At 70.9% G+C, this 13,111-nt stretch carries 12 protein-coding genes and 1 pseudogene; 1 reads left to right on the top strand and 12 read right to left on the bottom strand.

Annotation, left to right across the window (positions count from 1 at the left end):
- From AC2VNT_RS02245 to AC2VNT_RS02275, 7 genes are all read right to left on the bottom strand, one after another.
- Window positions 1–370: acyl carrier protein (locus AC2VNT_RS02245; RefSeq protein WP_486945305.1), on the bottom strand; the 370-nt coding region annotated here is incomplete at its 3' end.
- Complete coding sequence (locus AC2VNT_RS02250) at window positions 367–2,112, bottom strand: AMP-binding protein (protein WP_486945306.1); 1,746 nt, start codon at window positions 2,110–2,112, stop codon at window positions 367–369. The genes AC2VNT_RS02250 and AC2VNT_RS02245, both read right to left, overlap by 4 nt.
- Window positions 2,113–2,214: 102 nt before the next feature.
- Window positions 2,215–3,966, bottom strand: a complete 1,752-nt coding sequence (locus AC2VNT_RS02255) for an AMP-binding protein (RefSeq protein ID WP_486945307.1) — start codon at window positions 3,964–3,966, stop codon at window positions 2,215–2,217.
- A 258-nt stretch (window positions 3,967–4,224) separates the two neighbouring features.
- Window positions 4,225–4,935, bottom strand: a complete 711-nt coding sequence (locus AC2VNT_RS02260; protein WP_486945308.1) for a thioesterase II family protein — start codon at window positions 4,933–4,935, stop codon at window positions 4,225–4,227.
- 41 nt (window positions 4,936–4,976) lie between these two features.
- Window positions 4,977–5,810: a glycine betaine ABC transporter substrate-binding protein gene (locus AC2VNT_RS02265; protein WP_486945309.1), complete on the bottom strand. Its 834-nt coding sequence runs from the start codon at window positions 5,808–5,810 to the stop codon at window positions 4,977–4,979.
- Between the two features lies 1 nt (window position 5,811).
- Window positions 5,812–6,990 (bottom strand): NAD(P)-dependent malic enzyme, encoded by a 1,179-nt coding sequence (locus AC2VNT_RS02270; protein WP_486945310.1) that lies wholly within the window; start codon window positions 6,988–6,990, stop codon window positions 5,812–5,814.
- Window positions 6,991–7,044: 54 nt separating this feature from the next.
- Complete coding sequence (locus tag AC2VNT_RS02275; RefSeq protein WP_486945311.1) at window positions 7,045–8,031, bottom strand: malate dehydrogenase; 987 nt, start codon at window positions 8,029–8,031, stop codon at window positions 7,045–7,047.
- 195 nt (window positions 8,032–8,226) lie between these two features.
- On the opposite strand from AC2VNT_RS02275, the gene corA reads away from it, so the two are divergent.
- Window positions 8,227–9,324, top strand: a complete 1,098-nt coding sequence (corA, locus tag AC2VNT_RS02280; RefSeq protein WP_486945312.1) for a magnesium/cobalt transporter CorA — start codon at window positions 8,227–8,229, stop codon at window positions 9,322–9,324.
- A gap of 4 nt (window positions 9,325–9,328) precedes the next feature.
- On the opposite strand, the gene AC2VNT_RS02285 is transcribed toward corA, so the two are convergent.
- The 5 genes and pseudogenes from AC2VNT_RS02285 to AC2VNT_RS02305 form a co-directional block, all read right to left on the bottom strand.
- Complete coding sequence (locus AC2VNT_RS02285) at window positions 9,329–9,961, bottom strand: suppressor of fused domain protein (RefSeq protein ID WP_486945313.1); 633 nt, start codon at window positions 9,959–9,961, stop codon at window positions 9,329–9,331.
- Complete coding sequence (locus tag AC2VNT_RS02290) at window positions 9,958–11,091, bottom strand: ABC transporter ATP-binding protein (RefSeq protein WP_486945314.1); 1,134 nt, start codon at window positions 11,089–11,091, stop codon at window positions 9,958–9,960. Before AC2VNT_RS02290 ends, AC2VNT_RS02285 begins: the two co-directional genes overlap by 4 nt.
- 4 nt (window positions 11,092–11,095) lie before the next feature.
- Window positions 11,096–11,926, bottom strand: a complete 831-nt coding sequence (locus tag AC2VNT_RS02295; RefSeq protein WP_486945315.1) for a carbohydrate ABC transporter permease — start codon at window positions 11,924–11,926, stop codon at window positions 11,096–11,098.
- The gene (locus tag AC2VNT_RS02300; RefSeq protein WP_486945316.1) at window positions 11,919–12,824 is read right to left on the bottom strand and encodes a carbohydrate ABC transporter permease; all 906 of its coding nucleotides are present in this window, start codon (window positions 12,822–12,824) and stop codon (window positions 11,919–11,921) included. Before AC2VNT_RS02300 ends, AC2VNT_RS02295 begins: the two co-directional genes overlap by 8 nt.
- Window positions 12,821–13,111 (bottom strand): annotated as a pseudogene (locus AC2VNT_RS02305) (ABC transporter substrate-binding protein); the annotation flags it as partial. The gene AC2VNT_RS02300 and the pseudogene AC2VNT_RS02305, both read right to left, overlap by 4 nt.

Raw genomic sequence — 13,111 nt, forward strand, 5'->3', positions numbered from 1 at the left:
GCAGGAAGCGCCACAACGCCGCCGGCCCGGCGATGTCACCGGGGAACCGGCAGCCCAGGCCGATCACCGCGATCGGCTCGTCCAGCGCGGCCCGGCCGCTGTCGATGACCGCGACGTCGGCGTCGGTGTCGCCACCGGTGAGGAACCGGGCCAGCGCAGCCACCGTGGGGTGCTGCCAGAACTCCACCGGCGAGACCGGCCGGTCCAGCAGTTCGGCCAGCTCACCGGCGAGCACCACCGCCTCACGCGACCCGACGCCGAGGTCCTTCAGCGACGCGTCGACGTCGATCTCGTCGGGCAGGCAACCGACGTTGGTGACCAGGTAGTCGACCAGCCAGTTGCGCAGGCCGGTCTCGTCGAAGGCGCTCATGCGGGGGTGTCCAGCCGGGTGAACTGGTCCAGCCGGTACCGGTCGGCACAGGTCGAGCGGCGCACCTTGCCGCTGGTGGTGATCGGGATGGCACCCGGCGACACCGCCACCAGGTCGGTGATCCGCACCCCGTGCAGCTTCGAGACCGCCGCTGCCACCTGCTGTCTGACGGTGTGCAGCGTGTCGCCGATCGGCAGGGCGCCGGCCCGCTGCTTGAGTTCGGCGATCACCACCAGCCGTTCGCCGCGCTCGCCCGGCACCGAAACCGCCACCGTCCGGCCGCCGGTGATCTGCTGGACGGTGGCCTCGATGTCGTCCGGGTAGTGGTTGCGCCCGTCGACGATCAGCACGTCCTTGATCCGGCCGACGATGAACATCTCACCGTCGACGACCACCCCGAGGTCCCCGGTCCGCAGCCACGGACCCGCAGGCGTCCCCGGCGACGGGGTGGTGATCCGTCCGTGGAACGTCTCCTCGCTCAGCTGCGGATTCCGCCAGTACCCCCCGGCGACGTTGTCGCCGTGCACCCAGATCTCGTCGACCTCGCCGGCGGGCTGCTCGAGACCGCTCTGCGGGTCGACGATCCGGACGGTGCAGGCACGTGGCGTGCCGTGGCCGACCAGCTCCGAGCCGGGACCGGCGCAGCGCTCGGCGTGGCCCGCGGAGAGTTTCTCGTAGTCGAACCGGGCGAGCACCGGGGCGCGACCCGGGTCCGACGACATCACATACAGCGTCGCCTCGGCCAACCCGTACGACGGGCGCGTCGCGCTCTCCGGCAGGTTGAGGCGAGAGAACCGCTCGATGAACCGTCGCACGGTCATCGGGTGCACCCGTTCGGAGCCGTTGATCATGACGTGCACATGGCCGAGGTCGAGGCCGGTCATGTCCTCGTCTGACGTGCGGCGCGCCGCCAGGTCGAAGGCGAAGTTCGGCGCCGCCGTCATCGGTTGGGTACTACCGGCCAGCAGCTGCATCCAGCGCGCCGGCTTCTGCAGGAAGGCCATCGGACTCGTTATCACCGCGTGACATCCGGAGACCAGCGGAGCGAAAATCCCCAGCAGCAAACCCATGTCGTGGTAGAAGGGCAGCCACGAGACGAACGTCGTGCTCGGCGTCGGAGCGTTGCCGCTCTCCGGGAAGTAGTCGGCGAACACCTGCCCGACGTTGGTCAGCACGTTGTGGTGCGTCACCACCACGCCGGCCGGCGCCCGGGTCGACCCGGAGGTGTAGTGCAGCAGCGCGATTTTCCCGGGCCAGGCGGCGGTTCCGGCGTGTCGCGCCGGCTTCGCGTACAGGTCCAGCGCGTCGACCTCGATCACCGCCGGTGCCGGGCCGGCGACGCCACGCACACATGAGTCGACGTCGACGACAACCGCCGATGTGGTCAGGATCACCGCCGGGGCACAGTCTTTCAGCGCCGCGGCGACCCGATCGTCGTGCGCACCGGCCAGCGGAACCGGCAGCGGAACCGCGATCATCCCGGCGGCCACCGCACCCAGGAACGCGGCGATGTACTCCAGGCTCTGCGGCGCGAGAATCGCCACCCGGTCACCCGGTGACCCACAGGACAGCAGCTCGGCGGCGACGATCTGTGCGCGGCCGTGGATCTCGGACCAGGTCAGGGTCTGCGCGGAGCCCGGGCCGGTGACGTCGTAGTCGACGAAGGTGAAGGCCGGTGCGTCCGGCTGCAGGCGAGCGCGGTCGTCCAGCACCGTCGATAGCGACGGCTCAACTGCTGACATCTCCGGTACTCCCTCTGCGCGGTATCGAGCGGTATCAAGCGGTGCGGCGGCAACGGTCCGAGCACTCCAGGCGGAGCGGTCGGCACCGGCCATCCGCTAACCTCATGCGGGGGAATCCAATCGGCTGAATCTCCCCTGCCGGTACCACTCGGCGGATTCCGACCGGCGCACCTTCCCGCTGGTGGTGATCGGGATGTCACCCGGCGAAACCAGCACCAAATCCGACACCCGCACCCCATGCAGGTTCGCAATCTCCGATGTCACTCGTCGTTTGACGGAGTCGAGCCTGCCCAGAATCTCCTGGTCCGAGCCGCCCTTCTTCTTGAGTTCGGCGATGACCACCAGTTGTTCGCTGTGATCCGCCGGAACCGAGACCGCCACCGCCCGACCACCGGTGATCTCCTGGACGGTGGCCTCGATGTCGTCCGGGTAGTGGTTGCGCCCGTCGACGATCAGCACGTCCTTGATCCGGCCGACGATGAACAGCTCACCGTCGACGATCACCCCGAGATCCCCGGTCCGCAGCCACGGGCCCGACGGGGTGCCGGGGACCGGGTCGGCCAGCCGACCGCCGAAGGTGCGCTCGGAGAGCTCCGGGTTGCGCCAGTAACCGCCGGCCACGTTGCGGCCGTGCACCCAGATCTCGCCGACCTCGGTGGCCCGTTGCTCGGTCCGGGTCTCCGGGTCGACGATCCGCACCGTGCAGGCGCGAGGTACGCCGTGGCCGACCAGCTCCGAACCGGTGCCCTCGCAGCGCTCGGCGTGCCCGGCGGAGAGCTTCTCGTAGTCGAAGCGAGCGACCACCGGCGCGCGACCCGGGTTCGACGACGCCACGTACACCATCGCCTCGGCCAGCCCGTAGGACGGCTTCAGTGCGGTCGCCGACAGGTGGAACGGGGCGAACCGCTCGGTGAACCGGCGCAGCGTCGCCGCATGGACCCGTTCGCTGCCGCTGAGGATGGTGTGCACGCTGCCCAGATCCAGCCCGGCCATGTCGTCCTCGGAGGTGCGCCGCACCGCCAGTTCGAAGGCGAAGTTGGGCGCCGCCGAGAACGACAGGCTGTCGGCCATCAACCGGATCCACCGGGACGGCTTCTGCAGGAACGCCACCGGGGAGGTCAGCACCGCCGGGAACTCCCGCAGCACCGGCGCCATGATGCCCAGCAGCAGGCCCATGTCGTGGTAGAACGGCAGCCACGACACCATGGTCAGCCCGGCCGGCGGCTCCCCGCCGTTGTCCTCGAAGTAGTCCGCGATCACCTGGTCGAGGTTGGCGACGATGTTCTCGTGGGTCACCACCACCGCGGTGGGGGTGCGGGTGGAGCCGGAGCTGTACTGCAGCAGCGCGGTCTTGCTGTGCGGGGCGGCGGCCAGGTCGAAGTCCACCGGGCTCTCCAGGTCCAAGGCGTCGACCTCGATCACGGTCGGCGCGGTGCCGGCCAGACCGTGGGCGCAGCCGACCACCGCGTCGGCCGTCTCCGACGTGGTCAGGATCGCCACCGGTGAACAGTCGTTCAGGGCCGTGCTGACCCGTTCGTCGCGGGCACCGGCAAACGGCACCGGCAACGGGACGGCGACCCGCCCGGCCGCCATCGCCCCCAGGAAACCGACCAGGTACTCCAAGCCCTGGGGCGCCAGGATCGCCACCCGGTCACCGGGCGTCCCGTGCCGCAGCAGTTCGGCGGCGACCACCCGGACCTGCTGCAGGACCTCGGACCAGGTCAACGTCTCCCGGCAGCCGGCCGGGTCGACGCCGTAGTCGACGAAGGTGAACGCCGCCGCGTCCGGCTTGCGTCCCGCCAGCTCCGCCAGCTCCGCCAGCGCAGCGGGAATGGAACGGAGTTTCGACGACATACCTCGTTCCCCCCTCGTATTTACATCCTCCTAAAGGACGCCGTGCCCGCGTTTAGGAGAGGCTAACACCGGAGGAGACCGCCCGCTAGAAGCCGTCCCCCGCGGCAACTCGGGCCACGTCACCGAAGCCCAGGACCACTTTCTATCAATCCGCTGTGCATTCCTCTGAATTACTCAGCGCATCAATGCGGTCAACCGTAGGTACCGGTCGTCGGAGACCTTACCCATCGGTAGCGACCGGTGCAAACCGCACGCCGGCTAGCTGCGTTGACGCTGCGCGATCTTGGCCTCGATATCGCCGACCAGCTCCGGCAGGTGATCGGTGAGATAGAAGTGGTGGCCGGTGAACACCCGGGAGGTGAATTCCGCCGTGGTCCGCTCCGACCAGCCGGCCACCTTCTCCGGGGTGGCGACGTCGTCATTGTCACCGAGGAACGCATATATCGGGCAGGACACCCGCGCATCGGGCGCGCATTCGTAGTCGGCAATGGCCTTGAAGCCGCGCAGCGTGGGCAGAATCTTCGCCGCGAACTCGGCGTCCTGCAGGAATTCCGGATTCGCCCCGGTCATCTCGCTCACCGCGTCGAGCAGGCCCCGGTCGGACGCCGGAATGTAGTCGTAGCCGATCCGGCCGGGTGCGGCGCAGGCGGAGACGACCAGCGCGGCCACCGGGTTGCCGGCCGTCTCGAACCGGCACGCCACCTCGAAGGCCAGCAGGGCGCCCATGCTGTGGCCGAAGAACGCCGCGCCGCCGGCGGCCACCTCCTTCGGCGAGATCATCCCGCACACCTTGTCGGCCAGGTCGGGGATGCCGGTGAACGCCCCGAGGTCGTGCGTGCCGCCCGATCCGGGGTATTGGACCGCGACGCATCGCACCGCGCCGGAGAAGGTCTTGGCGAACGGGATGTAGTACTGCGGCGACCCGCCGGCGTGCGGAAAGACGTAGAGCGTCGTCGGGCGTTCGGTCACCCGGACACCATACCGGCGGGGGCCGACCATGCCGGGGGCCCTCACCGCCAGAGCGGGTGCTCGGCCAGCCAGTCGTCGCCGACGTCCCGCGGGTCGGCACCGGCGGCGACCCGGCGGCGCATGGCGGCCAGGTCGGCGGTGTCCAGCGCCCCGGCCACCTGGTTGAGCGCCAGCAGCTGGGCCTCGCCCAGTTCGTTGCGCCGGTACAGCGGCACCACGTTCTCGGCGCGCACCAGGCTCGGCGCGCGGTCGGTGAGCCGCACCAGGCCCGCCGGGACCGCCGGGGCGGCGGTGCTGGTCCACGCGGCGGTCAGCTGACCGGCCCGCAGCGCCGCGAACAACGCGGTGTCGTCGGCGAATTCCCGCGCTGCCGGCGGTCGGCAGCGGCCCAGCTCCGTCGGCGTCCGGGCACCGGCGACCCGGCCGAGGGCCAGTCGGTCGCAGCGGCGGGTGGCCGCCTGCAGATCGGTGCTGTCCCAGCCGGCGGCGGTGGCGCCGGTCACCGCCAGCGCCGGCTTGTCCTGGGCGGCGGTGGCGTAGTCACCGGCGGCGATCCCCTCCGGCAGGGCGCCGACCAGGGCCCGGTAGACCTGCCGGTCCGACCGCACGGTCGCGTCCGGCGCGAAGACCGCCAGCAGCCGGCCGGTGAAGCCGGGCAGCACGCTGATCGACCCGGAATCCAGGGCGCCGACCGGGTCGGCGGTGGTCTGCACGTGCGCCGGAACGCCGGTGCCGCGCAGCGCCCCGGCGTACACCGACGCCAGGATCAGCGACTCCGGATCCGCGGTCGCGCCGACGGCCAGCGACGGCGGCCCGGGCGGGGTGCCGCAGCCGGCCAGCAGCAGCGCTGCCAGGGCCAGCGCCGCGCCGCGCACGCTACCAGCCGGCCGCACCGGCGACCGCGGCGGCGACCGCCGGCTCCACCCGCGGGTCCAGTGGGCTGGGCACGATCCGATCCGGGGCCAGGTCGTCGCCGACGACGGAGAAGATCGCCTCGGCGGCGGCGAGTTTCATCGACTCGGTGATCCGCCGGGCGCCCGCGTCGAGTGCGCCCCGGAACACCCCGGGGAACGCCAGCACGTTGTTGATCTGGTTCGGGAAGTCGCTGCGGCCGGTGGCCACCACCGCGGCGTGCCGGGCGGCCAGGTCCGGGTGGATCTCCGGGTCGGGGTTGGAGAGCGCGAACACGATGCCGCCCGGGGCCATCGACGCGATCACCTCCTCGGGGACCACGCCGCCGGAGGCGCCCAGGAAGACGTCGGCGCCGGCCAGCGCCTCGACGATGCCGCCGGTGCGCCCGGCCGGGTTGGTGCGCCGCGCCAACTCGTCTTTGATTGCATTCATCCCGGCGCGCCCGGCCTGCAGGATGCCCCGCGAATCCAGCACGGTGACGTCGGTGACGCCGACCGAGAGCAGGATGTCGGCGCACGCCACGCCGGCCGCCCCGGCGCCGGAGACCACCACCCGCAGCGAGGTCAGGTCGCGGCCGAGCAGCTTGGCCGCCCCCTGGAGTGCGGCCAGCACCACGATCGCGGTGCCGTGCTGGTCGTCGTGCATCACCGGGCAGTCCAGCGCCTCGATGGCACGGCGTTCGATCTCGAAGCAGCGGGGCGCGGAGATGTCCTCCAGGTTGACCGCGCCGAACGACGGCCGCAGCCGCACCAGGGTCGCCACGATCTCGTCGGGGTCGGTGGTGTCCAGCACGATCGGGATGGAGTCCAGGCCGGCGAACGTCTTGAACAGCGCCGCCTTGCCCTCCATCACCGGCAGCGCCGCCGCCGGGCCGATGTCGCCGAGGCCGAGCACCGCGGTGCCGTCGCTGACCACCGCGACCAGCCGGTGCGCCCAGGTGTAGCGGGCGGCCAGGGTGTGATCGGCGGCGATCGCCCGGCTGACCTGTGCCACCCCGGGGGTGTAGGCGACCGACAGCGCCCGCTGGCTGTCCAGCGAAGACTCGAGCGCCACGCCGATCTTGCCGGCCAGGTGCGCCTCGAAGATCTCCTCGTCGCCGATGACGAGCTGGACGGTGCGCGCCTCGGGCGGGTTTTCCGGCATCGGTGGCAAGCGTACTGCGCGCTGCCGCACCGGCAGACGCCGAGTCAGTGCCGCTCAGACCAGGCCGAGGCCGGTGACCGCGTCGCGCTCCTCGGCGAGCTCGGCGGTGGAGGCGTCGATCTTGGCCCGGGAGAAGTCGTTGATCTCCAGGCCCGGCACGATGCTCCAGTCGCCGTTGGCGGTGGTGACCGGGAACGACGAGATCAGCCCCGCCGGTACCCCGTAGGAGCCGTCGGAGACCACCGCCATCGAGACCCAGTCCCCGGCCGGGCTGCCGTGCAGCCAGTCGCGGGCGGCGTCGACGGTCGCCGACGCGGCCGACGCCGCCGACGACGCACCGCGGGCGTCGATGATCGCCGCGCCGCGCTTGGCCACCGTCGGGATGAAATCGTTCTCGATCCAGGCCTGGTCGTTGACCACCTCGGCCGCGTTGCGGCCGGCGACCTCGGCGTGGAAGACGTCCGGGTACTGGCTGGCCGAGTGGTTGCCCCAGATCGTCATCTTCTTCACGTCGGTCACCGCGACACCGGCCTTCTTGGCCAGCTGGGTGACCGCCCGATTGTGGTCCAGCCGGGCCAGCGCCGAGAACCGCTCCTTGGGGATGTCGCGGGCGTTGCTCATCGCGATCAACGCGTTGGTGTTGGCCGGGTTGCCGGTCACCCCGACCCGGACGTCGGAGGCGGCGACCGCGTTGAGCGCCTTGCCCTGCGCGGTGAAGATCGCCCCGTTGGCCTCCAGCAGGTCGCTGCGCTCCATGCCCGGCCCGCGCGGCCGGGCGCCGACCAGCAGCGCCAGGTTGACGCCGTCGAAGATCTTCTTCGGGTCGGCGCCGATCTGGACGTCGGAGAGCAGCGGGAACGCGCAGTCGTCGAGCTCCATCACCACACCCTCGAGTGCCTTGAGGGCGGGCTCGATCTCCAGCAGTCGCAGCTCGACCGGCCGATCGGCGCCGAGCGCGCCGGCGGCGATCCGGAACAGCAGGCTGTAGCCGATGTGACCGGCGGCGCCGGTGACGGCCACCTTGAGTGGGGTTGCGCTCACGTCAGGTTGCTCCTCGCACAGGGATTGGGTCGACGGTGCTCCGGGTCGAAACTAGCGCACCCGGCCCCGGCGGGTTCCCCCCGGGGGACCCGCGGTGGGCCCGCGGTGGGCCCGCGGTGGGCCCGCCCGACCGCCCGAAAACCCGCGTAGCATGGCCCGGGCGAATACCGGCCGATACCGCGACGGGAGGGTGACATGCCGTCGTTTCGCGCGTCACCCCGGTCGGCGCCCGGCCGGGCCGCCGACCCGCGGGCCGACGCCTCGGCGGTGCCGGCGATCGTCGACTGCGGCGTCTACGCCGACGGGGTCCGGCTGCCCGGGGTCTACTCCCCCGCCGAGGCGATGGCCGCGGTGCGGGCGATCGAAACCGACGAAGACGGCACCGGCAGCGCGTTCGTCTGGATCGGCCTGCACGAACCGGACGCCACCCAGATGCAGAACGTCGCCGACACCTTCAGGCTGCACGCCCTGGCGGTCGAGGACTCCGTGCAGGCCCACGCCCACCAGCGGCCGAAGCTGGAGCTCTACGACGAGACCCTGTTCCTGGTCCTCAAGACGGTCAACTACATCGCGCACGAGTCGGCGCTGCTGCCCCGCGAGATCGTCGAGACCGGCGAGATCATGATCTTCGTCGGCCCGAACTTCGTGATCACCGTCCGGCACGGCGAGCACAGCGGGCTGGCCGAGGTGCGCAAGCGGCTGGACGCCGAGCCGGAGCAGATGCGGCTGGGGCCGTACGCGGTGATGCACGCCGTCGCCGACTACGTCGTGGACCGCTACGTCGAGGTGACCAACCTGATCGAGACCGACATCGACGCCATCGAGGAGGTGGCGTTCGCGCCGGGCAGCCGCACCGACGTCGAACCGATCTACCAACTCAAACGTGAGGTCGTGGAGCTGCGCCGGGCGGTGGCGCCGCTGTCGGGGCCGTTCCAGCGGATGCAGACCGAATACCGGGACCTGATCTCCAAGGAGGTGCGGCGCTACCTGCGCGACGTCGCCGACCACCAGACCCACACCGCCGAGCAGATCGCCAGCTACGACGAGATGCTCAGCTCGCTGGTGCAGGCGGCGCTGGCCCGGGTGGGGATGCAGCAGAACACCGACATGCGCAAGATCTCGGCCTGGGCGGCGATGCTGGCGGTGCCCACCTTGATCGCCGGGATCTACGGGATGAACTTCGCCAACATGCCGGTGCTGCGCTGGACCTGGGGCTATCCGGTGACGCTGCTGCTGATGCTGTGCATCTGCGTCATCCTGTACCGCACCTTCCGGCGCAACGGCTGGCTCTGAACGATCAGCGGGGCTGCGACGCCCGGCGGTCGGCGTCGAGCACGTCCACCCCGTCGATCCGCCACGCCTCCCGCATCGCCGCGGCGCCCTTGAGCCGCACCCAGGCCGCCTCGGTCGCGGTGATCGGGGTGGCCGCCAGGAAGCGCACCGGCTCGCGGGGCGGCTCCAGCGTTCCCCCGCGAGCGGGAGGTGCCCCCAGGTCGGCGACGTCGCTCTCGCCGAGCAGCACCGCGGTGAACGGCACCGGCCCGGACGGCCGGGTCCACAGCGGCGCGCCGAGGTCGAGCAGCGCGTCGGCGGTGAGCACCACGCCCTCCACCGCCGGCGACGCGGCGAGCACGGCCAGGCTGCGGGCCAGCCCGGTGTCGGCGCCGGGGACCCGCAACCGCAGCACCACCTCGGCGCGCGGGCCGCGGACCGGGTCGGCGAGGTTCTCGGCGGGGTCGCCCATCGGGTGCCGGGAGCAGCCGACGGTGGCGTAGTGCACCACCCGGTCGGGTCCCGGGCCGTAGCGCAGCACCTCGATCGGTTCGGCGCCGACGAAGGTGATCCGGGCGACGTCCGGGTCGGCGACGATCCCGGTGCCGGCGAAGTGGTCGGTCAGATGCGCCCGCACCCGGTCCAGGTCGTCGCTCACTCGGCCGGCGGAATGGTCAGGTTGACACCGGAGTCGGCGTCGAACAGCACGATCTTGCCGGTGTCCAGGAGCAGCTCGGCGGGGCTCCCGCCGGCGACCTTGGACGCCGCCGGCACCCGGGCCACCAGCTCCGCGTCGGCGCCCGGCGCGCCGCCCGCCGGGGTGAAGTACAGGTACTTGTCGGCGCCGAGCGACTCCACCAGGTCCACCGCCGCGGCGAACCGCAGCGCCGCGCCCGGCGGCGGACCGTCGGTCAGCGCGGCGTCGGCGAAGTGCTCCGGGCGCACCCCGACGGTGACGTTCCGCGGCGCCGGGTGCCGGTTCAGCACCTCCCGGACCGCCGACGACAGCGCGACCTCGCCGAACGACAGCCGCAGGCCGGCCGGGGTCAGTTCGCCGGGGAAGACGTTCATCGCCGGGGAGCCGACGAAGCCGGCCACGAACAGGTTCGCCGGCCGCTCGTAGAGCTCGTCGGGGGTGCCGATCTGTTGGGCCACACCGCCGTTCATCACCACCACCCGGTCGCCGAGGGTCATCGCCTCGGTCTGGTCGTGGGTGACGTAGACGGTGGTGGTGCCCAGCCGGTGCTGCAGCCGGGCGATCTCGCCGCGCATCTGCACCCGCAGCTTGGCGTCCAGGTTGGACAGCGGCTCGTCCATCAGGAACGCCTTGGGGTGCCGGACGATCGCCCGGCCCATCGCCACCCGCTGGCGCTGCCCGCCGGAGAGCTGCGACGGCTTGCGGTCCAGCAGACCGGTCAGGTCCAGGATGTTCGCCACTTCGGAGACCTTCTCGGCGATCCGGGGTTTCTTCATCTTCGCCAGGGTCAGCGGGAAGGCGATGTTCTGCCGCACCGTCATGTGCGGGTACAGCGCGTAGGACTGGAAGACCATGGCGATGTCGCGGTCCTTGGGCGCGTGATCGTTGACCCGTTCGCCGTCGATGCGCAGCTCGCCGGAGGAGATCTCCTCCAGGCCGGCGATCATGTTCAGTGTGGTCGACTTGCCACAGCCGGACGGGCCGACCAGGATCAGGAACTCGCCGTCGGCGATGGTCAGGCAGAGGTCGTTGACCGCGACCGCACCGTCGGGGTAGCTCTTGGTGATGTGCGACAGCACGATCTCGGCCATCCAGCTACCCCTTCACCGCGCCGGAGGTCAACCCCGCGACAATCCGTCGTTGGAAGATTAGAACAAACACGATGATCGGCACCGTGATCACCATCGCGCCGGCGGCGATCGACCCGGTCGGCTCCTCGAACTGCGAGCTGCCGGTGAAGTTGGCGATCGCCACCGGCGCGGTGATGGACGCCTTGGTGGCGGTCAGCGACAGCGCCAGCAGCAGATCGTTCCAGGCGAAGATGAAGACCAGGATCGCCGCGGTGACGATGCCCGGCGCGGCCAGCGGGGCGATCACCTTGCGGAACGCCTGCCCGGGTGTGGCGCCGTCCATCTTGGCGGCTTTCTCCAGATCCCAGGGGATCTCCCGGAAGAACGCCTGCAGCGTGTAGATCGCCAGCGGCAGCGCGAAGGTGATGTACGGGATGATCAGTCCCAGCCAGGTGTCGAACAGCCCGGTGGCGCGTTCGATGTTGAACAACGGCGTCACCAGCGATATCTGCGGAAACATCGCGATCAGCAGCGCGGCGCCGACCAGCGGCTTCTTGCCCGGGAAGTCCAGCCGCGCCACCGCGTAGGCGGCCATCGCGCCGATCACCACGGCGACCACGGTGGTGATCAGGCCGACGCCGATCGAGTTGACCAGCGCGGAGCTGAAGACGTCGCCGGCGAAGATGCCCCGGTAGTTGTCCAGGGTCACCGACGACGGGATCAGCTTGCCGTCCTTGATCGTCGACGTCGGCTTGAGCGAGAGCGACAGAATCCACAGCACCGGGACCAGCGCGTAGCAGACCACGGCCGCGTCGACGATCACCCACCCGGCCACGCGTCGTCGACGATCAGCCATCGGTCTCCGCCCCCGGTGCCGCGGCCCCGAACACCTTGACGAAGAGGACCGCGATGATCACCACGCAGACGAAAATGAGCACCGAGATCGCCGATCCCAGACCGACATTGAAGCCCTTGAACAGGTTGTCGTAGCCGAGGATGGAGACCGAGCCGGTGTTGTTGGAGCCGTTGGTCAGCACGTAGATGTTGTCGAAGATCCGGAACGCGTCCAAGGCACGGAACAGCAACGCCACCAGGATCGCCGGCTTCATCAGCGGTACGGTGACCGTCACCAGCCGGCGCCAGGCACCGGCGCCGTCGACCTGCGCGGCCTTGAGCAGATCCTCCGGCACCAGCGCCAGCCCGGCCAGCAGCAGCAGCGCCATGAACGGCGTCGTCTTCCAGACCTCGGCCAGCACCACGATCCCCAGCGACGGAAGCTGATGGGTCAGCGGCGCGCTGCCCGACGGCAGCAGGTCGGCCAGGTAGCCGGTCCCCGGGGTCCAGGCGTAGTACCAGCTGTAGGCCGCCGCGACGGTGACGATCCCGTAGGGGATCAGCACCGCGGTGCGCACCACGCCCTTGGCGACGATGCTGCGGTGCATCACCAGGGCCAGCGCCATGCCGAGAACGAATTCGACGGCCACCGACACCACGGTGATCGCCAGCGTCACCGCGAACGCGGTCCACCAGTACGAGTCGGTGAGCGTGGTCTGGTAGTTGGTCAGGCCGACGAATGCGGTGTCGGCCGGCGTGGCCAGGTTGCAGCGCAGCAGGCTCAGCCAGATCGCGTAACCGATCGGGTAGGCGGTGACCGCCAGCATCAGGATCACCGCCGGGGCGACCAGGGTGAGCGCCAGCCGCCGCTGCGATCGGGTGTCGTCGGTGGCGACGCCGTCGGCGTCGGCGCGCGTCACGGGATGAGCCCCTTGCCGTCGATGGCCTTCTGCACCTGTTCGGCGAGCCGGTCGGCGGTGCGCTCCGGGTCGATCCGGCTGATCGGCGCCAGCGTCGCCGAGATCCGGGTGGAGACCGCCTGATACAGCGGGGTGGCGGGCCGAACCGCGGCGTCGGTGAACTGTTCGCGGATCAGCTCGTGCTGCGGGTACCGCGCCCGGAACTGGGGGTCGGAGTAGACCGAGGCCCGCACCGGCGGCAGACCGCCTTCGATCGCGAGGTATCTCTGGCTCTCCGGGCTGCGCAG

The sequence above is a fragment of the Mycobacterium sp. TH-M15 genome (assembly GCF_057473705.1).

What these genes read in the sequence shown, in the direction of transcription:
- AC2VNT_RS02290 (WP_486945314.1), bottom strand. Translation starts at nt 11,091, where the DNA reads ATGGCCGAGATCGTGCTGTCGCACATCACCAAGAGCTACCCCGACGGT.
- AC2VNT_RS02255 (WP_486945307.1), bottom strand. Translation starts at nt 3,966, where the DNA reads ATGTCGTCGAAACTCCGTTCCATTCCCGCTGCGCTGGCGGAGCTGGCG.
- AC2VNT_RS02250 (WP_486945306.1), bottom strand. Translation starts at nt 2,112, where the DNA reads ATGTCAGCAGTTGAGCCGTCGCTATCGACGGTGCTGGACGACCGCGCT.
- AC2VNT_RS02270 (WP_486945310.1), bottom strand. Translation starts at nt 6,990, where the DNA reads ATGCCGGAAAACCCGCCCGAGGCGCGCACCGTCCAGCTCGTCATCGGC.
- AC2VNT_RS02295 (WP_486945315.1), bottom strand. Translation starts at nt 11,926, where the DNA reads ATGGCTGATCGTCGACGACGCGTGGCCGGGTGGGTGATCGTCGACGCG.
- corA (WP_486945312.1), top strand. Translation starts at nt 8,227, where the DNA reads ATGCCGTCGTTTCGCGCGTCACCCCGGTCGGCGCCCGGCCGGGCCGCC.